Source organism: Candidatus Chryseobacterium colombiense (genome assembly GCA_029203185.1).
Taxonomy (GTDB): domain Bacteria; phylum Bacteroidota; class Bacteroidia; order Flavobacteriales; family Weeksellaceae; genus Chryseobacterium; species Chryseobacterium colombiense.
Genome location: CP119310.1, coordinates 929005 through 944963 on the forward strand (window position 1 = coordinate 929005; position 15959 = coordinate 944963).

Here is a 15959-nt window from a genome sequence, read left to right on the forward strand (position 1 = left end):
TTTTTGATATTGAAGTATGGAACAACAAATCTATAAGGGGAAACTGACACAGTTTCATTGGTTAAAAATAGCGAAAAAGGTAGAACTGACCAAAAATACTTTTTCTCTGGAGTTTGAGATTCCTGAGAATTTAAAATCAAATTTTAAGTTTGAAGCAGGGCAGTTCGTAAGCTTAAAGTTCAAATCTCACGGTGAAGATGTGATTAATGATTATTCAATGACTTCAGCACCTTATGAGAAAAAAATTTCTTTGGGGATAAAAGTAAATTCTCCAGATGGAGCAACTTCTCAATTATTTAAAAATTATAATGTAGGGGATGAATTGCTGGTGAGCGAACCGAGCGGCAGGTTTACACTGGTTTCTAAACCCAGTGAATTCAGAACAATTGTCGGTTTTGCTGCAGGAATAGGAATTACTCCCATTTTAAGTCATTTTAAGAATATTCTTCATAACGAACCCAGAACAAGACTGTTTTTATTTTTTGGAAATAAAAGTTCACAAGATTTAATCTACAGAGAGCAATTGGATAATCTTGCAAGAACTTGTGGAGACAGGCTACAGATCTTCTATTTTTTTTCCCGGGAAAAAACGTCTAATAGTTTGTTCTATGGAAGGCTGGATGAAAAAAAATTAGCTTTAATTATCAATCAAATTCTACATTTAGATGATACAGATGAAGAATCGACGATTTGGGATGCGGTGGATGATGTTTTGATTTGTGGAAAAGGAGAAATGATTAAAACCTTAGCCAATGCCTGTTACCATCACGGAATTCCGAAAAAAAACATTCATTTTGAACTTTTTGAAGAGTTTAATGATGATATTTATCCTGTTGAAAAAGAATTCCCACTCATTGAAAATGTAGAAATGGAATTCAAAATACTAGGACAAGACTATAAAGCTGAACTTCCGACCAACAAAGAAAAAATTCTCCAACAATTGCTTATTCAGAAATTTCCTGTACCTTATTCATGTAAATCAGGAATCTGCGGAAGCTGTGAATGCATTTTGGAAGAAGGAGAGGTTGAGCTGCTTGAAAACGAATATTTAACAGAAAAAGAAGAGGAGAAGGGGCATATTTTAGCTTGTATGTCTATTGCTAAAAGTAAAAAAATAAAACTTAACTTTGATCTTAGTTGAGAATTCTAAAAAACATATTTAGACTTATTTTATCATCAATAGAGCTGAGCGTTTTATTGATTATCTTGGCGAATGCCTGGGTTTTTGCGCTTACCAACGGAAGAACATATACCAAAATCTCCAAAATACCTCCAAGAGAAATTGCTCTTGTGCTGGGAACTTCACCTAAAATGAGATCAGGAGTTTCCAATCCTTATTTTACAAAAAGAATGGACGCAGCTGCTTTGCTTTATCATCATGGTAAAATAAAGAAAATAATTGTAAGCGGGGAAAAAAGCAAAGGATACAATGAACCTGCGGCGATGAAAAATTATCTGGTATACGAAGAGGGAGTTCCTGAAGAAATTATTATCGAAGATCCTAAGGGATTCAACACCTACAAAAGTATTTTACGTTGCAAGAACGTATATAAAGGTAAGCATGTGATCATCGTATCACAAGGCTTTCATAATCTCCGCGCGTTGTTTTTTGCAAGGAATAATAATATGAATGCATTAGGATTTGATGCTCAGGATGTGAACAAGCCGGAAAGCTACTACAGAAACCAGTTCAGAGAAGTCTTTGCCCGAACGGCCGCTGTAGTATATTATATTTTAGGAATTTCCCCAGATTAGAAAGGATAACCGAAACCTATATTAAAGGTAGGTTTCAAAGGATTGAATTCTTTAAATCGCCATTTTTCTCCCTGAGGTTTGTTCGGATCGTAGATTTTGTAGGCAAAGTCAAAACGCAGCTTGATATAAGCGATATTTAGTCTTATTCCGACACCGCTTCCTACACCAACCTGACTTAAAAATTTATTGAATTTAAACTGATCATTAAATCCATTATCCCTTAAACTCCAGATGTTACCAATATCGGTAAAAACAGCTCCTTCATACATATCATTAAAAGGAACCCGATATTCTATATTGGTAGTCAGCTTCAGGTTATCCATTACATATGTACGTACTTTTTCATCTACCTGAGAATTTGCAGGTCCTAAACCTCCGAAGACAGTCCAAGCTCTGATATCATTTGGTCCTCCATTAATATATGAACGAATCACCGGCATTGAAGAAGAGTTTCCATAAGGAATTCCTATTCCCATGAATTGTCTCAGAACTAAAGTTTGCTCTCCAAACTTAAAGTATTTTCTTATATCAAAATCAAATTTCACAAACTGTGAGTATGCAACTCCAAATATAGTACGTTGCGGATTGGATGCCACGATACCGCTTTCTTCTCTTCTTTGATTAAAAAGACTTGGAATATTACCTGCAAATTCTACTTTACCATTAAAATAGAAAGGGTTTTCATAATCTTTTTTTCCAATTTCATTATAAATAAAATTGTAGATCATTGAAGAAATAATCACATCCTGTGTCTGCCTGTCTTTATTAATTAAAGACTGATGGAAACTGCTCAGATTATTTGCCTGCTGTGTACTGAGGCTGTTTTTATAGTCATTATTATTAATAATAATCCCCGATACATCATCTCCTGAAAGTAATCCATTATCATAATCTAGCTTTGTAGCGGGATCAAATAAAAAGTAATCCTTAAAAACTTCTTCTCTGATTATAGCATCATTCACAAAGTAATCATAGTAAGCACTTTTATTTTTTGTTAAACTCAGTTGCAGATTAAATAATGTTAGTTTATGGGTAATCCTGTCATTCACATTGGCCGCAAAATTAAGTCCGGTATTAAAGTTGATTCTACCCAGTCCTATATTATTTTGAATAGATGATCCTAAAAGAATGGAAGTAGTAGGAGTGTAACGTTTGGGAATCAGTTTATAATAATTAAAAGGAACTAATAATCTAGGGAAATTAAGCGCTACCTGTGCTGTTAACTCGTACGCCAGAATCCTTTTATCCAAATTTTTAGGGTTTTTAATTGACCCAAAAGTCCCTGCAACACTCGTCGATAGGTTTTCTGCACCTCCAAAAACATTTCGGGTCGTTAAATCTACCGATGGTGCAACTCCAAAATTTAAGAGCGGTGAATAATTCACGTCTGTAGCCACTTTAATATCGTATTTATCAAGCGGTTTTAAAACATAAAGAACATCAACTATACTATCATTTGGAGCAGTTCCGCCACCACGTCTTAAAGAATCCTTTGCCTTCAGAATACTGAAGTTATTCATTGACAGGATATTCCTTTTGGTTACATCAAGCTGCTTCTGATCATAAATAGACTTCGGACTTACAATAATGGATCTCCATAATGCAGGAGTTTTATACTGCTCGTTTATTTTATGAAACCTTATTCTTCGTAAACTGTCTTTTTTTGTATTCTTGGGAAAATCACTCATTCTGTCTACGATTGCTACATCTACGTTTCCTATGGTAGCAATTTTATAAGGCGTGTTTACAGAATCTTTATGGATTTCTAAAGTCAAAGGCACATTTTTAGTGCTCTTCAAAGAGTCTGCTACAAAGCCGACTTCTTCTCCGAAAGCATTAAATTTGTAATATCCTTGGCTTCTCATTAGTTCATTAATTCTATTTACCTCTTTTTCCAATATAGTCTGATCAAGGATTTGTCCGGATCTGATAAGACTTTTGTTTATATTGAGCTGATAATTTGCTTTTATTCCCGGATCCGGAATATTATAGTAATATTCTTTGATGAACGTCGGATCATTATGCTTAATATAATAGATGGTCTGGGCTTTTTTGGAAGTGGAATCTGTCACATTTTTAAAGTTCACTTTGGCATCCCAATATCCTCTGTAACCCATTCTGTTTTCAATAGATTCTGCTCCTTTTTCAGTTTTTGTAGGATCTAAAATTACAGGTGCAGATCCCCAGTTATGATATAGTCTATCCCAAAATAAGCTTTTCCCAAGACTGCTTTTCATATCATATTTCAAGAAAAGAGAATCTCTGAGCTTTTGATTTCTCATTTCATTGGGATAACTCATATATTCATTAAAGAACTCGTCATATTTAGGATCAGCAGCATTATAAAGCCATAAACTTAAGGGCATAAAAAGAAACTGTTTTTTATTCGGCTTTTGCTGCACATATCCTTTTAATTCACTGTCAAAAGGCTGTTTTCCATCTTCAAACTCCAATGAATTCTTAGTAAGCAAATATTCTCCGTCCGGAACTTTTTTGGTGGTACTACAAGCATAAAGCAACCCCACAAATGTTGCAAATGATATAATTTTATAATATTTTTGAGGAGAATTCATAAAATGCTTACAGCTCATACAATAAAAATTTTACAGTCTTTAGATAAAAAGAAGTTCAGACAAAAATACAATTTGTTTTTGGTTGAAGGTAATAAAACCATTCGAGAACTCTTCAATTCTAACTTTAAAATTAAAGAAATATTCTCTACCGATCCACAAAAACTGGACCACAGTAATGTACCTGTTACTCATGTCTCTGAAAATGAATTAAAAAAGATCAGCTTTCTTATGAATCCTAAAGATTCTGTTGCCGTTTGCTGGTTAAATGAAGAGCCAACTGAAATTGAAGACAAAAAAATTCAGCTTGTTTTGGATGGTATCCAGGATCCTGGGAATTTAGGAACTATTATCCGTTTGGCAGACTGGTTTGGAATAGAACAGATCGTCTGCAGTGAAGATACGGTAGATTTTTATAATCCTAAAGTAATTCAGGCAACCATGGGATCATTTACAAGAGTGAATGTTCTTTATACTCGTCTAACAGAATATCTTTCCAATACGAAAAATATCAACGTAGGAACGGATATGATAGGAGAGAACCTTTATACATTTGAAAGGCCTGAAAATTTAAATTTAATTTTAGGTAATGAAGGAAACGGAATGCGCTCTGAAACTGAAAAATTACTTCAGAAAAACATTACCATCCCTAGATTCGGAAAATCTCAATCTACAGAAAGCCTGAATGTTTCTATGGCAGCAGGAATTATTTTAGGTCAATTGTTTTCTAAATAAATTTAGATGCTTCGCCTTCGCTCACCATGACACTGTAAAAAATCACAGCCACAAAACAGAAAGTATTAGAAATGTTATACTGACGGAAATCTAAGCATCTCCAATATTAAAATAAAGCAATAAAAAAACCGCTTTTTGAGCGGTTTTTAATTTATATAAGTTGTTCCAGGCTTGAAACACTTTTATTTTTTTGATATTCTTCCAGTTTTTTTCTTACCATTTTTAATGCAATAGGAGCAATATAAATTAATGCAGCACCGATCAGTTTTTTCTTCCAATTAGAACTCCCCATATTCTTTTTTGCATAGTTTCCTACAAGAGCGGTTACTCCCAGTTTTACCACACTATCCAAAGCGTTTCCTTTAAATGCAGAAGTCGCAATTCCTAACGCTGTATTTTTATTCATAAATACATCTTTCACTTCAGTGGCAAGCTGTTTGGCAATTACATCTTTTCTTAAAACAATCTTTTCATCTCCATCTTCATCTACTTTCTCCTGCAGATATTGGTCTGTAAGTCCGTTGGTAAATGCGCTTAAACTTTCTTTTGTATTTTTAAAAGTTAATAGTCCTTCCAAATCATTAATTTCATTTTTTAATAATTTTTTCTTGATTCTTAACTCCTGTATGCTCTCATATTTTGCACTCATGGTCTAATGATTTAAAAATTTTATTACCTTATCTGCTACAGAATATACTATTTTTTGTTTGAAAGCTACAATGAAAATCATAATAACGAAATAAAATGCAGCAACAATTAAAAAACCGTAAGAAGTATTATCCAGTGCCTTTCCTATAAGAAATGCAATTCCAAAATTAAAAAGAATAATGAAAAATGCAAAAGCAACCAGCATGATAACAAGATAAGTAATAATACCCGCAGAAAGCGAAGACTTTTCCGTGGCTTCCAGTTTCAGCAGATCTATCCTCTTCGACGCATATTCTTTAATAGTTTCTATCATTGTTTTTGTTTAAAGTTACAAAAAAAGGAACTTTAGTTCACAAAGTTCCTTCTTATAATTTACTCAAAAAATAAATTATTTATGATTTCAGATCATTCAATTCTGCTTCTACATCTTTTACAACATCTGTAGTTTTAGCAACAATTTGATCTTTGTATTTATCATAGCCATCCTTTACTGTATGAGCCACGCTGCTTGCCGTTTCTTTAAAGGTAGACGAGATACTGCCATACTGATCTTTTACCTTTTCAGAAACTTCTCCGTACTTATTTTTAGCCTGATCTTTAAGATCATTCGCTTTATTTTTAATTTTCTTTCTTGTTTCTTTTCCTTCTTCCGGAGCATAAAGCATTCCTAAAATAACCCCTGCAGCAGCTCCTGCAAGAAGTCCTGCTAAAATTCCAGCTGTATTGTTTCCTTTTCTAGACATTTCTTGTTTTTTTAATAGTTAATAAAATTAGTTTTCGATAAAAATAATTACAATTAATATACCAAAAGCGGAAAAAGGCTATTAAAAATTGTTAAATCTTCTGAATATAGGCTAATATACTCTCTATAGTCTGTTCCTTGGTCAAAAGGCTGTTATCTATGACAATAGCATCATCGGCCTGCCTTAATGGCGCAATTTCCCTTTCACTGTCTATTCTGTCACGTTCGATCAGATTTTCTTTTACCTGCTGTTCCTCGGCCGGTATTCCTAATCCTATCAGTTCCTGATATCTTCTTTTAGTTCTCTCCTCTATACTTGCCGTAAGAAAAAATTTGTAATCTGCATCGGGAAGAACCACCGTTCCTATATCTCTTCCATCCATGATAATTCCGCCTTTTTCAGCCAGAGAACGTTGCGATTGCAATAAAAAATCTCTCACTTCTTTCTGTTTGGCAACCATGCTTACATTATCTGAAACTTCATTGGTTCTAATAGGCTTAGAAATATCAATATGATTAAGAAAAAGAACAAGTTCTGTTCCCACATTTTTAAATTCCAGTTCAATCTGGTCAAATGAAGAAAATAATTCATCCAAATTGATCGTTCCATCTTCATTAAGGCAATTCTGAAGAGCAAACCAGGTTACTCCTCTGTAAAGGGCGCCTGTATCTAAGTGAATCAATCCAAGCCTTTCAGCAATAACTTTAGATATTGAACTTTTTCCGGTAGATGAGTACCCATCAATTGCAATTACAGGTTTTTTCATACTGCAAATTTCAAGAAATTTTCTTAAAAAGCAAGAAACCCTGAGAGATTTTCTCAGGGTTTCATCGTATTTATATTTAAAATTTCGAATGCTGATTAATATCCGGCATGGCTTGTAAGGTCTACAGAGATTCCTATCTGATTGACATTAGAAGAGTTGTGATATCTTACATGAGCGTAATCTATTCTGAATCTTGAAAGCTTAATTCCGAAACCACCCGAAAGACCTGAAAAGTTTCTTTGATCGGCAACAGCCAATTCGTTTCCTCTTTTCACATTATACCCTAATCTTATATTGAAGCTTTTTTCCGGGAAGAGTTCAGCTCCGATAGAAAAGTGATCGGCAATTTTTCTTCCGATATTCACTTCCTGTCCGTCTATATTATACTGAGAAGAGATATCAAACTGCTGGATGTCATGAGCAGTAATGGTAACCGCCAAAGGAATCGTCTTCAAAATCCTTGTGTATCCTAAATCTATTCTGAAGGGAAGATTTTCTCTTGTCCCATTAAATGATTTGAACTGATAGCCGAAATTTCTTGCCACCGCAGAGACAGTTTCTTTGCTTTTTTTGTTATGATATGTAATTCCTGCAGTTCCTGAAATAGCAGAAGACGTATAATTATCAATTTTTGAAGTGATAAAGTTTAGCCCACCTCCAATCGTCCAGTCTTCTTCAAACTGATAAGCATATCCTGCTCCGATTGCAACATCCGAAGCTGAAAACTGACCGTTTTCAAAACCGCTTTCGTCTGTTCTTGGAATATTTCCATAACTCATATAACGGGCATTGATCGTAGCCATGTGACCATTTTCAAAATCTTTAGCGTAGGCAATGGTCCCATATTTTGAATCGGCTAGATAAGCTGCTCCGTTCACGGAAAGTTGCTGGTCTGAATCTTTATTTAATAATGCCGGATTTGCGATTGCAAAGGAAACATCATAATCTCTTATCGTAATTGCATCTCCTCCTAAAGCTGCTTGTCTAGCAGATACAGGAATATTTAAGAATGGATAAACATTTGTTCCTGTTTGTGCAAAAGAAACAATTCCTGACAGAAATAATGAAAAAATGATAATTTTCTTCAATTCAATTTATAATTAATGCAAAAATAATTCTTTTTCGTACGTATCAAAATATTTAGAACATTATTTACGCCTAAATATTTTTCTTTTTGCAATATTTTTAATGATTATATTTGCAGCATCAAATTTAAAAGAATTTGATTGTAAAATAAACTCTTAAAAATAAAAGATGAAATATAAAAGAATCCTTCTAAAACTTAGTGGTGAAGCCTTAATGGGAAACAGACAATATGGTATTGACAACGAAAGGCTACAGGAATATGCTTCGGAGATTAAAAAAGTGGTAGATAAAGGGTGTGAAATTGCTATTGTAATTGGAGGAGGAAATATTTTCCGCGGAGTAGCCGGAGCTGCGAAAGGGATGGACAGAGTACAGGGAGATTATATGGGAATGCTTGCCACAGTGATCAACGGAATGGCTCTACAAGGTGCATTGGAAGACGCGGGAATAAAAACAAGACTTCAGTCTGCTATTGAAATGGATAAAGTAGCTGAACCTTTCATCAAAAGAAGAGCTGTAAGACATCTTGAAAAAGGTAGAGTAGTCATTTTTGGAGCGGGAACAGGTAACCCGTATTTCACAACAGATACCGCAGCCACATTAAGAGCGATCGAAATTGGGGCAGATGTAATTTTAAAAGGAACAAGGGTAGACGGAATCTACGACAGCGATCCTGAAAAAAATGAAAACGCCGTAAAATATAATTCATTATCTTTCGACGAAGTTTATGCTAAGAATCTTAAAGTAATGGATATGACAGCATTTACTTTAAGCCACGAAAATAAATTGCCAATTATTGTATTCGATATGAATAAAGATGGTAATTTGGAAAGAATTGTTGACGGAGAAAATGTGGGTACTTTAGTTGATCTCTAAAATAAAGAGCCAGGTAAAAGTAAAAAGAGCTAAGTAGAACGGAGGTTATAAAGTTTGTAAGTAAATTAAACTTTTAACCTGAATCTCATTAAATGTGTAATTTATCAAATTTTTATTATATAATGGAAGAATTAGATCTTATATTAGAATCTGTACAACAGGACATGGATGCAGCAGTAAAGCATTTGGATCATGCATTTCAAAGAATTAGAGCAGGCCGTGCTTCTACAACTATGGTTCAGGATGTGATGGTAGAATATTACGGAGCAATGACTCCAATCAACCAGGTTGCTAACGTTTCTGTACCAGATGCCATGACGATTTCTATTCAACCTTGGGATGCAAAAGCCATTAATGATATTGAAAAAGCAATCATTAATTCAAACTTAGGTTTTGCACCTTCCAATAACGGAATCAATATTATCCTGAATGTACCGCCATTAACGGAGGAAAGAAGAAGGGATTTGGCAAAACAGGCTAAAGTGGAGACTGAAAACACTAAAATTGTAATCAGAAATGCAAGACAAGATGGTTTAAAAGAACTTAAAAAACTTGATGGTGTTTCCGAAGATGTTGTAAAAGGAGTGGAAGCCGAAATCCAGGTGCTTACCGACAAATATGTTAAACTGTGTGATGAGCATTTGAAAGCGAAAGAAGCTGACATCATGAAAGTATAACTTTCTGACAAGAATATAAAATAAAAGAGGTTTTCGATTGAAAGCCTCTTTTTATTTTGCTAATATTTGAACCTGTCAAAAGTCTGCCAGTATTTATCTTTATAGATATGATATTCAATTTTTAATTTATCTGAATATTTGGTGATAATTTCATGAGTAATCCTGGAGGACTCTCTAAATTCTCTGCATGCAAAGAAAATTTCTCTCAGGCTATCAGCTGTCTCTCTACCTATATTCAAGTAACCTTTTGTATCAATAAGAATAGTATTCAGTTCTTCTTCAAAGGCATTCATTAGATTCATATCTTCGGGATTTGGCAATCCGCGATTGTCTTTTCCTTCATAGCGGATCTCTATCTTCAAAACCCAAGGATGGGAGGCTTTATCATCCCACTCCAAAACAGTGGTATTGGCGATTGCAAAATATGGTTTTCCATTGCTGAGAGCTGCTTCAAAACTTCCCCAACTGTCTTTTTGAGCAGAATATCTTTTATGCTGATATTTTTGTTCGAACTCACTTTCTCTCCATGTCAGATAATCTTTCAGCTTATCAATCGGAATAAGTTCTACATTCTCCAGACTATTTCCTTTTATCTGCAAATGATCAATCATCGTTGCCGAAGATAATTCGCCCAGAAGATTATTAAGATAGATATATACTCCGTTTATGATTACATTTTTTTCTGCTTCGTTGAATTTATCATATACTATTGTAAGATCTATTTCGTCGGGATAATTGTCATCCCGAGTGGCATAAAAAAACAGATTCTCTGTAGTAAAGGTGTGATTTTCTATTTTTATCTGGAATTTGGAAACATCAACTTCGGGTTTTAATGCTGTAAATCTCCAATTATTAATATCAGGAGCTGATTTTATAAGATCTTCGACAAAGACAATATTTTTAATATTCGTATCAGCAGTTAAAATCAGTTCTGCAGTCTGGCTGTCATACATTCCTGTAAGAAAATAAATTCCGTCTTTAATCTGATTCAGCTTTGACATCATTGTATCAAAAAAAAATTCTTCTATCTTTTCTCCGTTATGTACTGTTTTCCAGAGTTTTTTCTGGTAGGTCGTAAACCAATCCCAAAAATCTTGGTGAGTAACAATATTTTCGTACTTAGAAGGGAACATTCTACGTAAAAACTTCATCTATTTGTGTATCTATTTGTATTAATACAAAATTAAGAAAGAAGTTTCTAAAAATATCCTTAATTAAATTAAATTTTTAAATGTTTTTAATGTTTTTAATGTTTTTTTATTGAAATTTTTAACGCCCCATCACATATGAGTTCTATTTACCAGCTATTAAGTCCATTTTCTAAGGCTTTCTTATAATTTTCTTCATCAAAGCTATATAAATCAGGAGATTTATAGGCTCCTCCACGACGTTGTTCATCGAGTTTTCTCAGAATCCCGAGATTTTTGATTTTTCTGTAAAAATTTCCTCTGTTTAATTCTTTTCCTAGTATGGCTTCATATAATTTTTGCAGTTCAGGTAAAGTAAATTTTTCGGGTAGAAGATTATATCCGATGGGTTTAATAGATATTTTTTCTCTTAAAGTAAGCAAAGCCTTTTCAATGATTTCACGATGATCCATTGCCAATTCTATTCCAGACAGTTCACTTAAATAAATCCATTCGCAGGTTTCACTCATTTCATCGGCTACAGGATGGAGCGCAGTGGCATTATAAAGCGCATAAAAACCAATGGTAATAAATCTTTGTTTTTGGAACAACGTTTCATCAAAATCTTCAAAGTAAAACTCGCTTCGGTTCTTTTTCCCAAAAACACCAAATTCTTCAAGGTAGGACACTGTTACACCAGCTCTTTCTTTCAAAAGCCTTACAATGCCTTCATCCAAATCTTCATCTTTACGAATATAACCTCCGGGAAGCATCCATTGCTTTCTATAGTTCATTTTAAGAAGCAAAACTTTCAGTTCATTATTATCAAACCCAAAGATCACAGGATCTGTTGATAAATGGGGCAGGAATATTTCTTTCGCTTCTAAAGATTTATCTAAAAATTGTTGTTTAGAATCCATACTACAATACTGGTATAATCTGAAACACAAAGTTAAATTTAATTTCCGAGATCAGTCTAATTCTACTTCCTAGTTTAGTGAAATTTATTTTTTTCTCACAAATTATATGCACATTTAATAAAAAGTTTGGGATTTAAAAGTTTAAAATCAAATAAAAAGGAATTACCTTTAAGCTCTTTTTATTTTAAATGAATGATTATGACGAATGAAGTAAAAACCAAAAGCAGGAACTATACCGTTCCTCTTATTACCATTACGCTTTTATTTTTTATGTGGGGTTTCATTACTTGTATGAATGATATCCTTATTCCTTATCTGAAACAGCTTTTCAAACTGACTTTTTTTGAATCTATGCTGGTTCAGTTTTGTTTCTTCGGAGCTTATTTTATAGGTTCATTAATTTATTTCCTGATCTCCACTTCGAGCGGGGATCCCATCAACAAAGTAGGCTATAAGAAAGGAATTCTTTTCGGGATTTTTCTGGCGGCTTTAGGATGTATTTTATTTTATCCTGCAGCTACTTTTTCTTCTTATGGATTATTTTTGGGAGCTTTGTTTGTATTGGGATTAGGATTTACTGTTTTACAGATTACAGCCAATGCCTACGTTTCTCTTTTAGGATCAGAAGAATCTGCATCCAGCAGATTGAATATGACACAGGCATTCAATGCATTCGGTACCACTATTGCTCCTGTTTTGGGCGGACATTTGATTTTTGAATTTTTCTCAGCCGCAGATGGATCCTTCAGTGCTGTAGCAACTAGAATTCCTTATTTAATTTTTGCAGCAATTTTACTTTTGGTGGCTTTATTGATTTCAAGAGTGAAGCTTCCTTCTTTCCAGACTGCAGAGGACGAAATTGAAAAAGGTTTTGGAGCTTTCCAGTTCGCTCACCTTAAATTCGGAGTTTTTGCCATGTTTTGTTATGTTGGTGGAGAAGTAGCGGTAGGAAGTTTTATCATCAGCTTTTTGGAACAGCCTCAGGTGATGAACCTTAATGAAGTTGTAAGTAAAAACTACCTTTCTCTTTATTGGGGCGGAGCGATGATTGGTCGATTCTTAGGGGCAATTTCGTTAAATCAATCTATTAGTCAGGCAAAGAAAGCTATTTATATGCTGGGTGCAGCCACTTTGGTTTTCCTTGTTATTTTCAGTATTGTAAACTTAACGTTTGCACAAATAAGTTTCTTCTTAGTATTTATCGTTCTTAATTTTATTGCTTTCTTTATTGGAAAAGCAGCGCCTGCAAGAACACTATCAATCTTTGCAGCTGTAAATGTAGTTCTCCTTATCTCTGCAATGCTGAATCACGGAGAACTTGCTATGTACAGTATTTTAGGAATTGGTATTTTCAACTCTATTATGTTCTCGAATATTTACACCTTAGCTATTTCAGGATTAGGAAAATATACCAGTCAGGGTTCTTCACTAGTTGTAATGGCGATTTTAGGGGGAGCAATCGTTCCTATTTTCCAGGGATATCTTGCTGATCATTTTGGAGTGCAACACTCTTTTATCATTCCTGTTTTCTGTTATCTCGTGATCCTAATTTTTGGTGCGTACTGTACCAAATATTTAAGTCATGTCCATCACGATGCCAATACAAAATCCGGACACTAAGATTATTTTATATATTATAAAAAACCTGCTTGTAAGCAGGTTTTTTTATTTAAATACTGTATTAAGATTTATTTTTGATCATCTTATTTAGCGTTTTATTTTGAAGTAGAAAAGTTCAGTTAATTTTCTAATCATATGAAAAGAATGAATCCTAATAAAAAAGCAAAGCTTTGATCATACAAATTCAGTCTATTGTCAATTGTTCACAAATAAAAAAATCCGGAAAACCCGGATTTTAAATTATTGATATCTTTTATGTTCTTTACTTTTTGAGAACCTTTTCGTAATAGGTTTCAGAAGAGATTTATATTTTTCAGCATCAAAAAGCTGAGAATCGGTAAGGGCTTTATAAGTCATCCAGACTCCAAAAGGGAACAAAACCATATTCGGAAGCCAGGAAGCCAGATAAGGATTCATTTTTCCTGCCCAGGCTATGTTTTCCATTCCAACATTGATAATGTAGAAAATAATAAAAATAACAATAGCTATAATTACAGGCAATCCCATCCCACCTTTTCTGATAATAGATCCTAAACTCGCCCCAATCAAAAAGAATATAACACAAGTAAAAGAGTAGGTCACAATTCTCTGCTGATACATGACCACTTTGCTAAAATATTTTATACTCGGATTTATTTCACTGTTTTTAGTTTCTAAAGTAGCTTTTAAATTATCTATTCTGGTATAAGCATTAGAGATCATTTCCAGTCTTTTCTCTGCTTTTACAGTATCCAGCTTTATCTGTTGCTTCGCTGCAATTTTAGACTTGCTTTTATCCATGTAGGTTACCACAGAATTCACCTGGTTCAGAACATCTCCATTTACGGTATTAAAGTAAGATGAATTATCTTTTTTACTTTTCTGAATCGTTTTATTAAGCTCACTGTACGTCTGAAAACGGTAATCATCCGTGATTTGTTCTTCCTCAATCGCTTTATTGATAAGCTCGCTGACATCAAAGTGAGAAACCAGGGTATCAAACTTAATAACCTGATCAGGCTGCTTAAGTCTTGCATTCTCTCCTTTACCTGCAAAATTGTCTTCAGTTACATAACCATCATACAATTCAAGTTTCAGAAAGTTTTTATTCGCGGGAGTCACAAACTTTCCTTTTTTAGCGACGATCGTTTGCTGATTTTCGAAAGTACTTGCCTTTTTATGAACAAAAACACCTTCTATATCTTTTCCGTCTTCACCATAAATTTTATCAAATTTCACCATATATCCCGGAAGCTGATCAATAAACTGACCGGGAGTGAAATTCAGTGCCGGTTTTGTCTGGGCAATGTTGAAAAGCATATTTTTTGCTTTCCTCTGAAAGTCGGGGATAATGTCATTGGAAAAGAAGTAAAGCATAATTGCGAGTACTGTGGCAACTCCCAAAAGCGGCGTCATTACTCTGGTTAGCGAAATTCCTGCCGCTTTCATGGCAGCAAGCTCATAGCGTTCTCCAAATTCTCCAAAAGACATGATACTCGCCAAAAGTATGGTAAGCGGTAATACCATACTGATAACACTTACTCCGAGATAAAACAGAAGCTTAACGATTTGAAAAGTAGTAAGCCCTTTTCCCATAAACTGCCCCAATTGCACCCAGATAATATTGACAATGAATATAAAAAACAATACACTGAAAATAAAGAAAAAGGGACCAAAAAAGGTTTTTATGATATAGCGGTCTAATATTTTAAACATTTGCCAAAATTAAAAAAAAAGCCACAAAGTTGTTCTTTGCGACTTATATATTTTATAGATATTAAGATTATAATTCTGTGATGATATAATTTTTAAACTTATTTTTATCAAAAACAAACATATTGGGATCCAGATTTTGATTTTCTTTGTATTCTTTTATAGAAATAACGGCAATATCTTTATTGTTTCCGTGCTGTTCAAGCTTTAACATTTGTTTTTTCGCAGAGTTTACAAAAATATAAACTGCTTCCAGTCCGTTATTCTTTACAGGAGTCAGTTTTATAAAATCTGCACTTACTCCGTCTACAGTTTTTTTGCCGCTGTAGGTTACATTATAATCTTTTCTGTATGTTGTCAGATAGTTAATAGGGGAGAACATCGCAGTGCTTCCGTTAGGTTTAGCAATGGTAACCTCCATATCTTCTGTATTAATATTGTAGATCTTATTTCCATCGAAAATCTGTTCTGTTTCCATGATTTTCAGCTTATATTTATCTCCGGCTGCATAATAGATTCCAGGTTCTGTTTTGGTAATCTGTCCATTCACGCCGCTTCCAAAAGAGAATTTGAAATAAGAATTTTTCTTAGAATTATAATTTGCAGTTACATCATCCAGTATTTTCTTAGCCTTTGCATCAATTTTTTGTGCATTTGCCAATCCTACTGTTCCCACAACTAAACCACTCAGTATAATTTTTGAAATAATATTTTTCATTTTTTTAATTTAATAATATAGATATT

At 33.8% G+C, this 15959-nt stretch carries 16 protein-coding genes; 6 read left to right on the plus strand and 10 right to left on the minus strand.

Going from position 1 to position 15959, the window contains the following annotated elements; translation table 11 throughout:
* The first annotated feature begins 16 nt into the window (after positions 1–16).
* Together P0Y62_03950 and P0Y62_03955 are read left to right on the plus strand one after the other, a co-directional pair.
* Complete coding sequence (locus P0Y62_03950; GenBank protein ID WEK70711.1) at positions 17–1141, plus strand: ferredoxin--NADP reductase; 1125 nt, start codon at positions 17–19, stop codon at positions 1139–1141.
* Positions 1138–1755 (plus strand): ElyC/SanA/YdcF family protein, encoded by a 618-nt coding sequence (locus P0Y62_03955; protein ID WEK70712.1) that lies wholly within the window; start codon positions 1138–1140, stop codon positions 1753–1755. Before P0Y62_03950 ends, P0Y62_03955 begins: the two co-directional genes overlap by 4 nt.
* On the opposite strand, the gene P0Y62_03960 is transcribed toward P0Y62_03955, so the two are convergent.
* Complete coding sequence (locus P0Y62_03960) at positions 1752–4346, minus strand: BamA/TamA family outer membrane protein (protein WEK70713.1); 2595 nt, start codon at positions 4344–4346, stop codon at positions 1752–1754. The genes P0Y62_03955 and P0Y62_03960 overlap by 4 nt on opposite strands.
* Between P0Y62_03960 and P0Y62_03965 the strand changes: the two genes are divergently transcribed.
* A complete protein-coding gene (locus tag P0Y62_03965) occupies positions 4332–5060 on the plus strand; it encodes an RNA methyltransferase (GenBank protein ID WEK70714.1) in 729 nt (242 codons plus the stop codon). The genes P0Y62_03960 and P0Y62_03965 overlap by 15 nt on opposite strands.
* A 151-nt stretch (positions 5061–5211) precedes the next feature.
* On the opposite strand, the gene P0Y62_03970 is transcribed toward P0Y62_03965, so the two are convergent.
* The 5 genes from P0Y62_03970 to porQ form a co-directional block, all read right to left on the minus strand.
* Positions 5212–5709 carry a phosphoribosyl-ATP pyrophosphatase gene (locus P0Y62_03970; GenBank protein ID WEK70715.1) on the minus strand — a complete coding sequence of 166 codons (498 nt, stop codon included), beginning with the start codon at positions 5707–5709 and terminating at the stop codon, positions 5212–5214.
* A 3-nt stretch (positions 5710–5712) separates the two neighbouring features.
* Complete coding sequence (locus tag P0Y62_03975) at positions 5713–6021, minus strand: phage holin family protein (GenBank protein WEK70716.1); 309 nt, start codon at positions 6019–6021, stop codon at positions 5713–5715.
* A 79-nt stretch (positions 6022–6100) separates the two neighbouring features.
* Positions 6101–6451 (minus strand): YtxH domain-containing protein, encoded by a 351-nt coding sequence (locus P0Y62_03980; GenBank protein WEK70717.1) that lies wholly within the window; start codon positions 6449–6451, stop codon positions 6101–6103.
* 91 nt (positions 6452–6542) lie between these two features.
* Positions 6543–7217 (minus strand): (d)CMP kinase, encoded by a 675-nt coding sequence (cmk, locus tag P0Y62_03985; GenBank protein WEK70718.1) that lies wholly within the window; start codon positions 7215–7217, stop codon positions 6543–6545.
* Positions 7218–7312: 95 nt separating this feature from the next.
* A complete protein-coding gene (gene porQ / locus P0Y62_03990; protein WEK70719.1) occupies positions 7313–8305 on the minus strand; it encodes a type IX secretion system protein PorQ in 993 nt (330 codons plus the stop codon).
* 166 nt (positions 8306–8471) lie between these two features.
* Here porQ and pyrH point away from each other — a divergent pair, with 166 nt between their 5' ends.
* Positions 8472–9179 carry a UMP kinase gene (gene pyrH / locus P0Y62_03995; protein WEK70720.1) on the plus strand — a complete coding sequence of 236 codons (708 nt, stop codon included), beginning with the start codon at positions 8472–8474 and terminating at the stop codon, positions 9177–9179.
* Between the two features lie 122 nt (positions 9180–9301).
* Entirely contained in the window at positions 9302–9856 is a 555-nt protein-coding gene (gene frr / locus P0Y62_04000; protein ID WEK70721.1) for a ribosome recycling factor, read from the plus strand.
* A gap of 59 nt (positions 9857–9915) precedes the next feature.
* Here the strand turns inward: frr and P0Y62_04005 are convergent, their stop codons facing one another.
* Together P0Y62_04005 and P0Y62_04010 are read right to left on the minus strand one after the other, a co-directional pair.
* On the minus strand, positions 9916–11007 hold the full coding sequence (locus P0Y62_04005) for a DUF695 domain-containing protein (GenBank protein ID WEK70722.1): 1092 nt from the start codon (positions 11005–11007) through the stop codon (positions 9916–9918).
* A 146-nt stretch (positions 11008–11153) separates the two neighbouring features.
* Positions 11154–11903, minus strand: a complete 750-nt coding sequence (locus tag P0Y62_04010; protein WEK70723.1) for an NUDIX domain-containing protein — start codon at positions 11901–11903, stop codon at positions 11154–11156.
* Positions 11904–12101: 198 nt separating this feature from the next.
* Here P0Y62_04010 and P0Y62_04015 point away from each other — a divergent pair, with 198 nt between their 5' ends.
* Positions 12102–13523, plus strand: coding sequence for a sugar MFS transporter (locus P0Y62_04015; protein ID WEK70724.1), 1422 nt, complete (start codon positions 12102–12104; stop codon positions 13521–13523).
* Positions 13524–13763: 240 nt separating this feature from the next.
* Here P0Y62_04015 and P0Y62_04020 read toward each other — a convergent pair whose 3' ends face one another.
* Both P0Y62_04020 and P0Y62_04025 read right to left on the minus strand, forming a co-directional pair.
* Positions 13764–15218 (minus strand): LptF/LptG family permease, encoded by a 1455-nt coding sequence (locus P0Y62_04020; protein WEK70725.1) that lies wholly within the window; start codon positions 15216–15218, stop codon positions 13764–13766.
* Between the two features lie 67 nt (positions 15219–15285).
* Positions 15286–15933, minus strand: coding sequence for an outer membrane lipoprotein carrier protein LolA (locus P0Y62_04025; protein ID WEK70726.1), 648 nt, complete (start codon positions 15931–15933; stop codon positions 15286–15288).
* Between the last annotated feature and the right edge of the window lie 26 nt (positions 15934–15959).